The organism is Streptomyces sp. 378 (genome assembly GCF_030124145.1).
Classification (GTDB): Bacteria; Actinomycetota; Actinomycetes; order Streptomycetales; family Streptomycetaceae; genus Streptomyces.
This window is the reverse complement of sequence record NZ_JASKMS010000047.1, coordinates 28095-42254: the sequence shown is the minus strand read 5'-3', so window position 1 is coordinate 42254 and position 14160 is coordinate 28095. Positions and strand designations below refer to the sequence as shown.

The 14160-nt window shown below is 69.3% G+C and carries 12 protein-coding genes and 1 riboswitch; of the genes, 11 read left to right on the top strand and 1 reads right to left on the bottom strand.

What is annotated here, in order from left to right; translation table 11 throughout:
- Positions 1–172 precede the first annotated feature (172 nt).
- The 10 genes from clsA (at position 173) to QNO09_RS37210 (ending at position 10597) form a co-directional block, all read left to right on the top strand.
- On the top strand, positions 173–781 hold the full coding sequence (gene clsA / locus QNO09_RS37255; RefSeq protein WP_283974665.1) for a cardiolipin synthase ClsA: 609 nt from the start codon (positions 173–175) through the stop codon (positions 779–781).
- 114 nt (positions 782–895) lie between these two features.
- Positions 896–3391 carry a sugar phosphate nucleotidyltransferase gene (locus tag QNO09_RS37250; RefSeq protein WP_283974668.1) on the top strand — a complete coding sequence of 832 codons (2496 nt, stop codon included), beginning with the start codon at positions 896–898 and terminating at the stop codon, positions 3389–3391.
- Between the two features lie 96 nt (positions 3392–3487).
- Positions 3488–4402 carry a DUF881 domain-containing protein gene (locus QNO09_RS37245; RefSeq protein ID WP_283974664.1) on the top strand — a complete coding sequence of 305 codons (915 nt, stop codon included), beginning with the start codon at positions 3488–3490 and terminating at the stop codon, positions 4400–4402.
- On the top strand, positions 4399–4731 hold the full coding sequence (locus tag QNO09_RS37240; protein WP_003988855.1) for a small basic family protein: 333 nt from the start codon (positions 4399–4401) through the stop codon (positions 4729–4731). Before QNO09_RS37245 ends, QNO09_RS37240 begins: the two co-directional genes overlap by 4 nt.
- Before the next feature lie 5 nt (positions 4732–4736).
- Complete coding sequence (locus QNO09_RS37235) at positions 4737–5678, top strand: DUF881 domain-containing protein (protein WP_283974667.1); 942 nt, start codon at positions 4737–4739, stop codon at positions 5676–5678.
- Positions 5679–5739: 61 nt separating this feature from the next.
- A complete protein-coding gene (locus QNO09_RS37230) occupies positions 5740–6693 on the top strand; it encodes a zinc-ribbon and FHA domain-containing protein (RefSeq protein ID WP_150479686.1) in 954 nt (317 codons plus the stop codon).
- Between the two features lie 46 nt (positions 6694–6739).
- Positions 6740–7477, top strand: a complete 738-nt coding sequence (gene ftsR, locus QNO09_RS37225) for a transcriptional regulator FtsR (protein ID WP_283974663.1) — start codon at positions 6740–6742, stop codon at positions 7475–7477.
- 86 nt (positions 7478–7563) lie between these two features.
- Complete coding sequence (locus QNO09_RS37220; protein ID WP_003988851.1) at positions 7564–8037, top strand: bifunctional nuclease family protein; 474 nt, start codon at positions 7564–7566, stop codon at positions 8035–8037.
- Positions 8038–8330: 293 nt separating this feature from the next.
- Entirely contained in the window at positions 8331–9014 is a 684-nt protein-coding gene (locus QNO09_RS37215) for a MerR family transcriptional regulator (RefSeq protein ID WP_283974662.1), read from the top strand.
- A gap of 128 nt (positions 9015–9142) precedes the next feature.
- The gene (locus QNO09_RS37210; RefSeq protein ID WP_283974661.1) at positions 9143–10597 is read left to right on the top strand and encodes a DNA polymerase IV; all 1455 of its coding nucleotides are present in this window, start codon (positions 9143–9145) and stop codon (positions 10595–10597) included.
- Here QNO09_RS37210 and QNO09_RS37205 read toward each other — a convergent pair.
- Complete coding sequence (locus QNO09_RS37205) at positions 10516–10890, bottom strand: PRC-barrel domain-containing protein (RefSeq protein WP_283974660.1); 375 nt, start codon at positions 10888–10890, stop codon at positions 10516–10518. The two genes, QNO09_RS37210 and QNO09_RS37205, sit on opposite strands and share 82 nt — an antisense overlap.
- Positions 10891–11003: 113 nt before the next feature.
- Positions 11004–11099: riboswitch (glycine riboswitch) on the top strand.
- A 175-nt stretch (positions 11100–11274) separates the two neighbouring features.
- On the opposite strand from QNO09_RS37205, the gene gcvP reads away from it, so the two are divergent.
- Positions 11275–14160, top strand: a complete 2886-nt coding sequence (gene gcvP / locus QNO09_RS37200) for an aminomethyl-transferring glycine dehydrogenase (RefSeq protein WP_283974659.1) — start codon at positions 11275–11277, stop codon at positions 14158–14160.

The following is a 14160-nucleotide window of genomic DNA, read 5'->3' as shown; positions in this document are numbered from 1 at the left end:
AAGCCTTACAGCGCCGATGGTACTGCAGGGGGGACCCTGTGGGAGAGTAGGACGCCGCCGAACTCCTTTTAGAGCTCTGGCTCTTGGGCATGCAGCCCGAGAGCCAGAGCTTTTTTGCGTTGAGGTAGGGTCAGGGGGCATCGTTGGCACGTTTCTCACAGGAGGCCCCCGGGTGGAGGTTCAGGAGACTCGCGTCCAGACGGACCGTGTGCTCACCATCCCGAACATCCTCAGCATGGCTCGCCTCGTCGGCGTACCCGTCTTCCTGTGGCTGATCCTGTGGCCTGAGTTCGGTGGGCCCAAGAGTGACGGCTGGGCCCTTCTGATCCTGGCCCTGAGCGGCATCAGCGACTATCTGGACGGCAAGCTCGCGCGTCGCTGGAATCAGATCAGCAGCCTCGGCCGGCTCCTCGATCCCGCGGCCGACCGGCTCTACATTCTCTCGACCTTGGTCGGCCTCACCTGGCGGGAGATTCTGCCCCTCTGGTTGACCGCTGTACTTCTGGCGCGAGAGTTCGTCCTGCTGGTCATGGTGGGCATCCTCCGCCGGCACGGCTACCCGCCGCCGCAGGTGAACTTCCTGGGTAAGGCCGCCACCTTCAACCTGATGTACGCCTTCCCACTGCTTCTGCTCAGTGACGGAACCGGCTGGATCTCGTCACTGGCTGCCATTTTCGGATGGGCGTTCGCCGGATGGGGTACAACGCTGTACTGGTGGGCAGGAGTCCTCTACGTGGTACAAGTCCGCCGCCTGGTCCGAGCGGATGCCACGGCCGATTGAAGCCCCGGATGGTCCTGCTGCCACGGCGGAGCGATGGCCCGTGTGGGACAAGTGCGGGACAATCCTGGCGGGGGAAGTCGGCTAGACCGTCTCTTCGAGGAGGACGCTTCCGACATGAAGGCCGTTGTGATGGCCGGAGGCGAAGGCACGCGCCTTCGCCCTATGACCTCAAGCATGCCGAAGCCGCTGTTGCCGGTGGCAAACCGGCCGATCATGGAGCATGTTCTGCGGCTGCTCAAAAGGCATGGGCTCAACGAAACAGTCGTGACTGTCCAGTTCCTGGCCTCACTGGTCAAGAACTACTTCGGTGACGGCGAAGAGCTTGGTATGGAGCTCACCTATGCCAATGAGGAGAAGCCACTCGGAACCGCCGGAAGCGTCAAGAACGCCGAAGAGGCGCTGAAGGACGATGCCTTCCTCGTCATCTCCGGCGATGCTCTGACGGACTTCGACCTCACCGAGCTCATCAATTTCCACAAGGAGAAGGGCGCGCTCGTCACCGTCTGCCTGACGCGAGTGCCCAATCCGCTGGAATTCGGTATCACCATTGTCGACGAGGAAGGCAAGGTGGAGCGCTTCCTCGAGAAGCCCACTTGGGGCCAGGTCTTCTCCGACACCGTGAACACCGGCATCTACGTGATGGAGCCCGAGGTCTTCGACTACGTCGAGCCCGACGTGCCCGTCGACTGGTCCGGCGATGTCTTCCCGCAGCTGATGAAGGAAGGCAAGCCCGTCTACGGCTACATCGCCGAGGGCTACTGGGAGGACGTCGGCACCCACGAAAGCTATGTCAAGGCGCAGGCCGACGTCCTGGAGGGCAAGGTCGACGTCGACATCGACGGTTTCGAGATCTCTCCGGGCGTATGGGTCTCCGAGGGGGCCGAGGTCCATCCGGACGCCGTGCTCCGTGGACCCCTCTACATCGGTGACTACGCCAAGGTCGAGGCCGGCTCCGAAATCCGTGAGCACACCGTGGTGGGCTCCAACGTCGTCGTCAAGAGCGGCGCGTTCCTGCACAAGGCCGTCGTCCACGACAACGTATATGTGGGACCCCACAGCAATCTGCGCGGCTGCGTGGTCGGCAAGAACACCGACATCATGCGCGCGGCGCGGATCGAGGACGGGGCGGTCATCGGTGACGAGTGCCTGATCGGTGAAGAATCGATCGTCCAGGGCAACGTCCGGGTCTACCCGTTCAAGACGATCGAGGCCGGCGCCTTCGTCAACACCTCGGTGATCTGGGAATCCAGGGGACAGGCGCACCTCTTCGGCGCGCGCGGTGTCTCCGGCATCCTGAACGTGGAGATCACTCCGGAACTCGCGGTGCGTCTCGCCGGTGCGTATGCCACGACCCTGAAGAAGGGTTCGACCGTCACCACGGCCCGTGACCACTCGCGTGGTGCCCGCGCCCTGAAGCGGGCGGTGATCTCCGCGCTGCAGGCCAGCGCGATCGACGTGCGGGACCTGGAGAACGTGCCGCTGCCCGTGGCCCGGCAGCAGACCGCGCGAGGCAGTGCGGGCGGCATCATGATCCGCACCACTCCCGGGGTGCCGGACTCCGTCGACATCATGTTCTTCGACGGGCAGGGCGCCGACCTGTCGCAGGGCAGCCAGCGGAAGCTGGACCGGGTGTTCGCGCGGCAGGAGTACCGCCGTGCTTTCCCCGGGGAGATCGGTGACCTGCACTTCCCGGCCAGTGTCTTCGACTCGTACACCGGGTCGCTGCTGCGGAACGTCGACACGACCGGGATCGCCGAATCCGGGCTGAAGGTCGTCGTGGACGCGTCCAACGGAAGCGCCGGACTCGTGCTGCCGAGCCTCCTCGGCAAGCTCGGTGTCGACTCGCTGACGATCAATCCCGGTCTCGACGAGTCCAGGCCGACCGAGACCGCCGACATGCGGCGGTCCGGGATGGTGCGGCTCGGTGAGATCGTGGCGTCCTCGGGGGCCGCGTTCGGCGTGCGGTTCGACCCCGTCGGTGAACGGCTGTCCCTCGTGGACGAGAAGGGCCGGATCATCGAGGACGACCGGGCGCTGCTCGTGATGCTGGACCTCGTCGCCGCCGAGCGGCGCAGCGGCCGGGTCGCGCTGCCGGTGACCACGACCCGGATCGCCGAGCAGGTGGCGGCGTACCACGGGACGCAGGTCGAGTGGACGACCACCTCTCCCGACGACCTCACCCGCGTGGGCGGTGAGGAGGGGACGATCTTCGGCGGCGACGGCAAGGGCGGTTTCATCGTCCCCGAGTTCAGCAGCGTGTACGACGCCACCGCGGCGTTCGTGCGGCTCATCGGGCTCGTGGGGCGGACGCAGCTCACGCTCAGCCAGATCGACGCGCGGATCCCGCGGGCGCACGTCCTGAAGCGGGATCTGGCGACACCGTGGGCCGTCAAGGGGCTCGTGATGCGGCGGGTCGTCGAAGCGGCCGGAGACCGATTCGTGGACACCACGGACGGTGTGCGGGTGGTGGAGACCGACGGCCGCTGGGTGATGGTGCTGCCCGACCCGGCCGAGGCCGTCACCCACCTGTGGGCCGAGGGGCCGGACGACGCCTCCGCGCAGGCCTTGCTGGACGAATGGTCGGCGGTCGTGGACAGCGCCGGCCGGTAGAACGGAATGCACGCGTACGTGCCGGACAGGTGTCCCAACGGGCCTGTCCGGCACGCCGGTGGGCCCGTTCGGAGGTAGTGCTCGCGACATGCGACGATGTGCGACATGCCGCAGCAACCCCCCATTCGGAGCACACCCGCGCGGCCCCGGCGCCCGGACGCCTCCATGTCGTTGCTCACCAACGTCATGGACCACAGCCTCGACGACGGCTATGCCGAGGCCGCCGAGCGCAAGAAGGCCGCGGGCGACAGCGGCATGCCGAGGACGCTCAGAGCGAAGCTCGGACTCGCCGCCGGCCTGGTGCTGGCGGCTCTCGTCGTGACCGTCGGAGCGGCGCAGGCGCGGGTCGCCGCTCCGGTCGTCGCCAAGGAACGGGGAGAGCTGGTCGACCGCATCGGCCGGGAGACCGAGGCGGCGGACAAGCTGGAGGACTCCGTCGACGAACTGCGCGCGGACGTGAGCGCGCGCCAGAGCGAGGCGCTGAAGCACAGTGGCGGCAGCGGGGTCTCCGATGTGATGGGCATCCTGTCCGGCGCGGTCGCGGTGCACGGCCCGGGCGTGAAGCTCGTGGTGAACGACGCCAAGGAAGCCGTTTCGGGTGGTGACGGCAACCCGCGGGAGACCTCCGGGTTCTCCGACACCGGCCGGGTGCGTGACCGGGACATGCAGCGTGTAATCAACGGGTTGTGGGAGTCGGGCGCCGAGGCCGTCTCCATCAATGGGCAGCGGCTGACGGCGCTGTCCGCGATCAGGGCCGCGGGGGACGCCATACTGGTCGACAACAAACCGCTGGTGCCGCCGTACACGGTGCTCGCGGTGGGGGACGGGCAGCGGCTGAGCACGCGGTTCCAGAACAGCGCGGACGGGTTGTATCTGAACGTCTTGCAGGAGAGCTACGGCATCAGGACAGGCATCTCGGTGGAGGACGACCTCCGGCTGCCTGCCGCGCCGCGTGTGACCGTACGTTCAGCACAGCCGAGCATTGAGAAGAGCGAGAAGGGCACATCGTGATCGCCGTACTGGGCCTCGTCGTGGGAGTCGTGGCCGGCCTGTTGGTCCGGCCTGAGGTTCCGGCGGTGGTCGAGCCTTATCTGCCGATCGCTGTCGTGGCGGCGCTCGACGCCGTCTTCGGGGGTCTGCGGGCCATGCTCGACGGCATCTTCGACGACAAGGTCTTCGTGGTGTCGTTCCTGTCCAACGTGGTCGTGGCCGCGCTGATCGTGTTCCTGGGCGACAAGCTGGGCGTGGGTGCCCAGCTGTCCACCGGTGTGGTGGTCGTCCTGGGTATCCGGATCTTCTCCAACGCCGCGGCGATCCGCCGGCACGTGTTCCGGGCGTGAAGCCGATGAGCGATCACGACAAGACGCCCGCGGGGGAGCAGGGCGACGCGCGTACGAGCCGGGGCGGGTCCGCATCCGGGAGCGGGCTGCGCAAGGAACTGCCCCAGGAGGTGCCACCGGTGGCGCCTGCCGTCGAGGAGGCCCCGCGGGAGCCGGAGCCCGGGCGCGAGCGGGCACCGGAACCGCAGCCCGGTCCCGAGCCCCAGCCGGAATCCGAAGCGCGGCTGACCGGTCGGCAGCGGCTGGTGCAGGGGCTGTGGCCGCCGCGTGTCACCCGGGCCCAACTCATCGTCGCGGTACTGCTGTTCGGTCTCGGCTTCGGGCTGGCCGTGCAGGTGGCCTCGAACAGCGACAGCGACAGCGCCCTGCGTGGTGCGCGGCAGGAAGATCTTGTCCGCATCCTCGATGAACTGGACGATCGTACTCAGCGTCTAGAGGACGAGAAGCAAGGTCTCGAGAAGCAGCGCGACGAGCTGGAGAACAGCTCCGACCAGGCCGAGGAGGCCCGGAAGCAGACGATCGAGAAGGAGAGGCAACTCGGCATCCTCGCGGGCACGGTGGCCGCGCAGGGGCCCGGCATCACCATGACGATCCAGGACACGAAGGCGACGGTCGAGGCGGACATGCTGCTCGACGCGATTCAGGAGCTGCGCGCGGCGGGTGCCGAGGCGATCCAGGTCAACGGCGTACGGGTCGTCGCCGGTACGTACCTGACAGACTCGGGCAAGGGCGTCGGCGTCGACGGGAACAAGATCAACGCACCCTATCGTTTCAAGGTCATCGGCAAACCGCAGGATCTCGAGCCGGCGCTCAACATCCCCGGAGGCGTGGTGCAGACTCTCGAGAAGGAACACGCCACCGTGATGATCGAGAGGTCGACCAAGATCGTCGTGGACGCCTTGCGAGCAGCGAAGCGGCCTGACTACGCTCGGTCGTCCTCGCAGTGAACCGGGGGTGCATGGGCGGCGTCGGGCGAGGGCATGAGGTTGCGGGGGGTCGGCGCACCGAATGGGCGGTGCGTGGTGGAAACTGTCTGGTGCAGACGGACGTTGTCAGGATGTCCGGGTCGGCCAGAGTGTTCAGTCAGGGTTCGTCCTGCCCCACGGGCGGGTCTGTTTCGGTCAAGGGGAATCGCCCGTGAAGTTGTTTGCGAAGTTGTTCGGCAAGAGCGCGCGAGAAGGCAGCGACAACGCCACCGCTCGTCATCGCGCACAGCCTGACGCGGAAGGCCAGCGGCCGCTGTTCCGGGACCAGGTCGGCGGCCCGGGCGGCGATGTTTCCGGTGGTCAGGGCGCGCCGTCGGTTGACCCTGCGCAGCCCGGCGGCATAGGTTTCGGGCAACCGTCAACCTCAGGTGCGGGTGGAGGGTTTTCCGACCCGTACGCGTCCAACGCCCCCGGGGGGCAGCCGCGGCAGGAGGATCCGATGTCGGCCCTGGTGTGTACGAGGTGCGGTAACCGCAACGCGGAGAACAGCCGTTTCTGCTCCAACTGCGGCGCGCCGCTGCGGGCGGGTGCGGCGCCGGAGCGTCCCTCCGAGACGACCTCCACGATCTCCATTTCCGGTCTCGAGGCCTACGACAGCGAGACCACCGGCCAGACTCCGATGCCGACCCTGTCCCCGGAGGCGCAGGCGGCTGTGGACGCGCTGCCGCTGGGCTCGGCGCTCCTGGTCGTGCGCCGCGGTCCGAATTCGGGCAGTCGCTTCCTGCTGGACGGCGATCTGACCACGGCCGGCCGTCATCCGCAGAGCGACATCTTCCTGGACGACGTGACGGTGTCCCGGCGGCACGTGGAGTTCCGCCGTGGACAGGACGGCTCGTTCACGGTGGCCGACGTGGGCAGCCTGAACGGCACGTACGTGAACCGTGAGCGGATCGACCAGGTCGCCCTGAACAACGGCGACGAGGTGCAGATCGGCAAGTACCGGCTGGTCTTCTACGCGAGCCAGCGGGGCTACTGACCGGGCTCCGAGGCCCCAGCGAAGGTCCGTCCGTCAGGGAAGGTCCATGCTTCAAACACCGAGCGGCGGTGCCGGACACGGCGCCGCCGCCACGGACAGTGGACTGATGAGCATCGGCACGGTGCTGAACGTGCTGCGCGACGAGTTCCCCGAAGTGACCATCTCCAAGATCCGTTTCCTGGAGTCGGAGGGGCTCATCGAGCCGCAGCGGAGCCCGTCGGGGTACCGCAAGTTCAGTGCCCGCGACGTCGAGCGTCTCGGGCAGGTCCTGAGGATGCAGCGGGACCACTACCTGCCCCTGAAGGTCATCAGGGAGCACCTGGAGGCCATGGAGCGCGGCGATGCGGTTCCGCTGCCGGTCGTGTGCCGTCAGCGGGACGGTGAAGCCGCGCACGAGCCGTCCCGGGGGCCCACGGTGGCCAGGATCGGGCGCGCGGAGCTGCTCGCCGCCGCCGGCGTCGACGAGCAGGAGCTCAAGGAGTGGGAGTCCTACGGGCTGCTCACTCCACTGGAGGACGGGGCCTACGACGCGGAGGCGGTCACGGTCGCCTCGCTCATCGGCGAACTCGGACGGTTCGGGATCGAGCCGCGGCATCTGCGGGTGATGAAGGCCGCCGCCGACCGTGAGGCCGGCCTCGTGGACCAGGTGGTGGCCCCGCTGCGGCGGCACCGGAATCCGCAGACCAGGGCTCACGCCGAAAATCGTACGAGGGAGCTGGCGGGGCTCACGGTGAAGCTGCACGCCGCGCTGGTGCAGACGGCGCTCGGGGTGCGGCTGCCCTGACGCGGCCGGGGGTTCGGGGGGCCGGATCAGGCGCTCGGTCCGGGCCCGACTACCCAAACGTCCCGAGCACGGCCTAGGGTTGCTGTGTGAACGAGCTCGATGTCGTAGGTGTCCGGGTCGAAATGCCCTCCAACCAACCGATCGTGCTGCTGCGTGAAGTGGGAGGCGACCGTTACCTCCCCATCTGGATCGGACCGGGGGAGGCGACGGCGATCGCCTTCGCCCAGCAGGGCATGGCTCCCGCGCGGCCGCTGACCCACGACCTTTTCAAGGACGTGCTGGAAGCGGTCGGCCAGGAGCTCACGGAAGTGCGCATCACGGACCTGCGTGAGGGCGTCTTCTACGCGGAGCTGGTCTTCGCCAGCGGCGTGGAGGTGAGCGCCCGTCCGTCCGACGCCATAGCGCTCGCGCTGCGCACCGGGACGCCGATCTACGGCAGTGACACGGTGCTCGACGACGCGGGTATCGCGATCCCGGACGAGCAGGAGGACGAGGTGGAGAAGTTCCGCGAGTTCCTCGACCAGATCTCTCCGGAGGACTTCGGCAGCAGCAGTCAGTGAGCTCCGAGGTCGGCGGCAGCGGTCGGTGAGTCGTGTGGGCGGCCCGGCGGACGACGTGGTCCGCGGCGGGGTCGCCCGCCGTGTGTGACGGGGTGAAATGCCCGCATGTGCCGCTGGCGAGTGTGAGCGTCACGCGGTCCGTGCCGACCGCATTCGGCTAGCCTTTCCCCGCGGTGGGGCACGGGAAACCACTCTCAGGGTGATTATCACTCGGCGTGGCGAGTGTGGCGATCGTTGACGCACCCCTGGTGACTGCCTACCGTCGAGAAGGCAGGTCAAGGACGGAGGTCGGCGTGAGAAGCAGCGGCGACGGTACGGCTGGGGGCGGCCCCGAGCGCAGTCTCCGGGTGAGCGGTCCGTACCCTCCCCCCGGCTCACGGCCCCTCCCGGGCGGGGGGTGCCCCCAGCCCGGTGGCGCGGCCGATCACGCTCCGCAGCGACCGACGGTGGTGCCGAGCAGCGGAGGGACGGCGTCCATGGCGTCCGAGCAGATCGGCTATCGCGGCCCCACGGCCTGTGCGGCCGCCGGTATCACCTACCGGCAACTGGACTACTGGGCCCGCACCGGGCTCGTCGAGCCGAGCGTGCGCCCCGCCTACGGGTCCGGGACGCAGCGGCTGTACAGCTTCCGCGACGTGGTCGTCCTGAAGATCGTCAAGCGGTTCCTCGACACGGGTGTGTCGCTGCAGAACATCCGCACGGCCGTCCAGCACCTCAGGGAACGCGGTTTCAGCGACCTGGAGCGCATGACGTTGATGAGCGACGGCGCGACGGTCTACGAATGCACCTCGCCCGACGAGGTTCACGCCCTCCTCCAGGGCGGCCAGGGCGTCTTCGGGATCGCCGTGGGCGTGGTGTGGCGAGACGTCGAGAACGCGCTGTCCCAGCTGCACGGCGAGCGGATCGACACCGGCGAGACCCTGGTCGGGCCCAACCCGGCGGATGAGCTGGCGCGGCGCCGCAACCGGGCCGTCTGAGTCGTCGGGCAGAGGCCGCCGGACGCACCGGGCGGGACGTTTCCGCACCGGGCCGTGAGCGGTTTCCCACGGGGCGATCCGGGCGGTCGCGCGAGGTGCTGTCAGTGGCGTAGGGCAGCATCGGAGGTGTGAGAACCGCGCCCACGATCCTGCATCTGGACATGGATGCCTTCTTCGCCTCGGCGGAGCAGGCGTCCAAGCCGAGTCTGCGCGGGAAGGCCGTGGTCGTGGGCGGGCTCGGGCCGCGCGGCGTGGTGGCGACCGCGTCGTACGAGGCGCGGGTCTTCGGGGTGCATTCGGCGATGCCCATGGGCCAGGCCCGGCGGCTCGCCCCCCATGCCGCCTACCTGGTGCCGCGCTTCACCTTCTACCGGTCGATCAGCGAGCGCGTGATGGAGCTGCTGCGTGCGCTGTCGCCGCTGGTGGAGCCGCTGAGCCTGGACGAGGCGTTCGTAGACCTGGAGGCCGGCCAGGTGGCCTGGGACGAGCGGTCGGCGCGGCTGGCCGGGGTGAAGCTGCGCGCGGACATCCGGGCGGTCACCGGGCTCACGGGGTCGGTGGGGCTGGCCGCCTCCAAGATGCTCGCGAAGATCGCCTCGGAGGAGGCCAAGCCGGACGGGCTGGTGCTGATCGAGCCGGGGTCCGAGCGGGCGATGCTCGCGCCGATGTCGGTGCGGACGCTGCCGGGGGTCGGGCCGGCTACGGGTGACCATCTGCGGCGGGCCGGGATCACCACCGTCGGAGAGATCGTCGAGGCGGGCGAGGACGAGCTGGTCCGGCTGCTGGGAAAGGCGCACGGGCACGGTCTGTACGCCATGGCGCTGGCGCGCGACGACCGGCCCGTCGTGGCGGAACGCGAGACGAAATCGGTGTCCGTCGAGGACACCTACGACGTGGACATCCACGACCGGACGCGCGTCGGGCTGGAGGTGCAGCGGCTGGCCGAGCGGTGCGTGCGGCGGCTGCGCGAGGCCCGGCTGTCCGGGCGGACCATCGTGCTGAAGGTGCGGCGCTACGACTTCTCGACGCTCACCAGGTCCGAGACGCTGCGCGGCCCGACGGACGATCCCGCGGTGATCCGGGAGGCGGCGGCCAGACTGCTGGACTCGGTCGACACCACGGGCGGGGTGCGGCTGCTCGGAGTGGGGGTCAGCGGGCTCGCCGACTACACGCAGGAGGACCTGTTCGCGCAGGCGGCGGGGGAGCGGACGGTCGCGCAGGGTCTGGTCGAGGAGCGCGTGGCGACGCCGGCCGAGGAGCAGCCGGTGCTCGCTGAGCGCAGCTGGCCTGCCGGGCACGACGTGCGGCACGCCGAGTTCGGGCACGGCTGGGTGCAGGGCAGCGGCCTGGGGCGGGTCACGGTGCGGTTCGAGACGCCCTCCTCGAAGCCGGGGCGTGTGCGGACCTTCCGGGTCGACGATCCGGATCTGGAGGCGGCGGATCCGTTGCCGTTGGTGTTACGGGAGCCGGACGAGGGAGGGGCGGCGCCCGGCGCGGGGGATCACGCCGTTTCGTCGGTGCCCGCCAGCTTGCCGAAGTCGTGGTCCGGGAGCGGGGGCGGGGCGGCGACGTCGAGACCGTAGTGGTGGTAGAGCTGCAGTTCCTGCTCCGGGGAGAGGTGGCGGCCCACGCCGAAATCGGGGGCCTCCTTGATCAGGGCGCGCTCGAAGGGGACGTGGAGGGCGCCGTCGATCAGCTCACTGGGCTCCAGGGGGACGAAGGCGTCCCTGCTGAACAGGCCGGTCCGTATGGCCGCCCACTCCGGCTCGCCGGTGGCGTCGTCGAGGTAGACCTCGTCGATGGTGCCGATCCTGGTCCCGTTGCGGTCGAACGCCTTGCGGCCGATCAGGTTGCGCGGATCGATATCGGTTCGCACGGGCCCTCCACATGGTCGCACCTCATCCGTAAACACTACAAAACGGTACAAGCGGGGATGCGGCCACTCGAAGGTTCGTGCGTTGACCTCGCTGGTACGCTGGCAGCGGCTGTTGACCCCGTGCGGGAGAGTCCTCCAGACATCATCGGAGGCGCCGAAGGAGCAAATCCTCCCCGGAATCTCTCAGGCTCACGTACCGCACGGACGAGGTCACTCTGGAAAGCAGAGCGGGTGTCGACGGCTTCCGCTCTCACCGACGGTGAAAGCCGGAGGCCTTCGGGCGATCCGGTGAAGCTCTCAGGTTGAGATGACAGAGGGGGAGGCCGTCCGGGTACCCGTGCCGTGGTGCCCCTCGAAGGTCGTGTCGACCAGGAGGCCTCCGTAATGACCGCCCACCGCATTCCGCTCTCCGAGCTCGAAGAGGCAGTCCCCTTCGAGCAGCGCCACATCGGCCCCGACCACGAGGCCTGCGCCAAGATGCTCGCCCAGGTCGGTTACGGCTCGCTGGACGAGCTCACCGCCGCCGCTGTCCCGGCCGTGATCAAGAGCGCCGAGGCACTGGACCTGCCGGGCGCCCGCAGCGAGGCCGAGGTGATCGCCGAGCTGCGCTCCCTCGCCGACCGCAACGAGGTCCTCGGCTCCATGATCGGTCTCGGCTACTACGGCACGTTCACGCCGCCGGTCATCATGCGCAACGTGATGGAGAACCCGTCCTGGTACACGGCCTACACGCCGTACCAGCCGGAGATCTCACAGGGCCGCCTCGAGGCGCTGCTCAACTTCCAGACGATGGTGGCCGAGCTGACCGGACTGCCGACCTCCGGCGCCTCCCTGCTCGACGAGGGCACCGCGGCCGCCGAGGCCATGGCGCTGTCGCGGCGGCTGGGCAAGAACAAGAAGGGTCTGTTCCTGGTCGACGCGGACGCGCTGCCGCAGACCATCGCGGTGATCCAGACCCGTGCGGAACCGACGGGCGTCGAGGTGGTCGTCGCCGACCTCAGCGACGGCATCCCCGCCGATATCGCCGAGCGCGAGATCAACGGCGTGCTGATCCAGTACCCGGGCGCCTCCGGCGCCGTGCGCGACATCAAGCCGGTCATCGACCGGGCGCACGAGCTCGGCGCGCTCGTCACCGTCGCCGCCGACCTGCTGGCGCTGACGCTGCTGAAGTCCCCCGGTGAGCTCGGAGCGGACATCGCGGTCGGGACGACGCAGCGCTTCGGTGTGCCCATGGGATTCGGCGGGCCGCACGCCGGTTACATGGCCGTCCAGGACAAGATGGCGCGCAGCCTGCCCGGGCGGCTCGTCGGTGTGTCCGTGGACGCCGACGGCAACAAGGCCTACCGGCTGGCGCTGCAGACGCGCGAGCAGCACATCCGCCGTGAGAAGGCCACCAGCAACATCTGCACCGCTCAGGTGCTGCTCGCCGTCATGGCCGGCATGTACGCCGTCTACCACGGCCCGGAGGGCCTCAAGGGCATCGCGCGGCGCACCCACCGGTATGCCACGGTCCTCGCCGCCGGGCTGGCGAACGGCGGTGTCGAGGTCGTGCACGGCTCCTACTTCGACACCCTGACCGTGCGCGCCGAGGGCCGGGCCGCCGAGGTCGTGGCCGCCGCCCGGGACCACGGGGTCAACCTGCGCTCCGTCGACGCCGACCACGTCTCGATCGCCTGTGACGAGACCACGACACGCGCCCAGGTGCGGACCGTGTGGGCCGCCTTCGGGGTCGAGGGCGTCATCGAGGCGCTGGACGCGGCCACGGACGAAAGCCTCCCGGACGCCCTGCTGCGGACCGACGACTACCTGACGCACCCCGTCTTCCACCAGCACCGCTCCGAGACCGCCATGCTGCGCTACCTGCGCAGGCTCGCCGACCGGGACTACGCGCTCGACCGCGGCATGATCCCGCTGGGCTCCTGCACCATGAAGCTCAACGCGACCACGGAGATGGAGCCGGTCACCTGGCCCGAGTTCGGGCAGGTGCACCCCTTCGCGCCCGCCGAGCAGGCCGCGGGCTACCTCACCCTCATCCACGAGCTGGAGGACCGCCTCGCCGAGGTCACCGGCTACGACAAGGTGTCCCTCCAGCCGAACGCCGGGTCGCAGGGCGAGCTGGCCGGCCTGCTCGCCGTCCGCGGGTACCACCGGGCCAACGGGGACGAGCAGCGCACCGTGTGCCTGATCCCGTCGTCCGCGCACGGCACCAACGCCGCCAGCGCGGTGATGGCGGGCATGAAGGTCGTCGTCGTGAAGACCGCCGAGGACGGCGAGATCGACGTCGAGGACCTGCGGGCGAAGATCGAGCAGTACCGCGACGAGCTGTCCGTGCTGATGATCACCTACCCGTCCACCCACGGTGTGTTCGAGGAGCACGTCGCCGACATCTGCGCGCAGGTCCACGAGGCGGGTGGGCAGGTCTACGTCGACGGGGCCAACCTCAACGCGCTCGTCGGGCTGGCCAAGCCCGGGCACTTCGGCGGCGACGTCTCGCACCTGAACCTGCACAAGACCTTCTGCATCCCGCACGGCGGCGGCGGTCCGGGTGTCGGCCCGGTCGCGGTGCGCGAGCACCTCGCCCCCTACCTGCCGAACCACCCGCTGCAGCCCGAGGCGGGCCCCGAGACGGGTGTCGGACCCGTCTCCGCGGCGCCGTGGGGCTCCGCGGGCATCCTGCCCATCTCATGGGCGTACGTCCGGCTCATGGGCGGTGAAGGGCTGAAGCGGGCCACGCAGGTGGCCGTGCTCAGCGCCAACTACATCGCCAAGCGGCTGGAGCCGCACTACCCGGTGCTCTACACCGGCCCCGACGGTCTTGTGGCCCACGAGTGCATCATCGACTTGCGGCCCCTGACCAAGGCGACCGGAGTGAGCGTCGACGACGTCGCCAAGCGGCTGATCGACTACGGCTTCCACGCGCCGACCATGTCCTTCCCGGTGGCCGGGACGCTGATGATCGAGCCGACCGAGTCGGAGGACCTGGCGGAGCTGGACCGCTTCTGCGAGGCCATGATCGCCATTCGCGCGGAGATCGAGAAGGTCGGCTCCGGCGAGTGGCCCGAGGATGACAACCCGCTGCGCGCCGCCCCGCACACCGCCGGCGCGCTCGCCGGGGCGTGGGAGCACGCCTACAGCCGCGAGGAGGCCGTCTTCCCGGCCGGGGTGTCGGCCGCCGACAAGTACTGGCCGCCGGTGCGCCGTATCGACCAGGCCTTCGGCGACCGGAACCTCGTCTGCTCCTGCCCGCCGCTGGACGCGTACGAGGACTGA

Coding starts and splice junctions, on each gene's coding strand:
- QNO09_RS37250 (WP_283974668.1), top strand. CDS start 896: ATGAAGGCCGTTGTGATGGCCGGAGGCGAAGGCACGCGCCTTCGCCCT.
- QNO09_RS37245 (WP_283974664.1), top strand. CDS start 3,488: ATGTGCGACATGCCGCAGCAACCCCCCATTCGGAGCACACCCGCGCGG.
- QNO09_RS37235 (WP_283974667.1), top strand. CDS start 4,737: ATGAGCGATCACGACAAGACGCCCGCGGGGGAGCAGGGCGACGCGCGT.
- QNO09_RS37230 (WP_150479686.1), top strand. CDS start 5,740: ATGGGCGGTGCGTGGTGGAAACTGTCTGGTGCAGACGGACGTTGTCAG.
- ftsR (WP_283974663.1), top strand. CDS start 6,740: ATGCTTCAAACACCGAGCGGCGGTGCCGGACACGGCGCCGCCGCCACG.
- gcvP (WP_283974659.1), top strand. CDS start 11,275: ATGACCGCCCACCGCATTCCGCTCTCCGAGCTCGAAGAGGCAGTCCCC.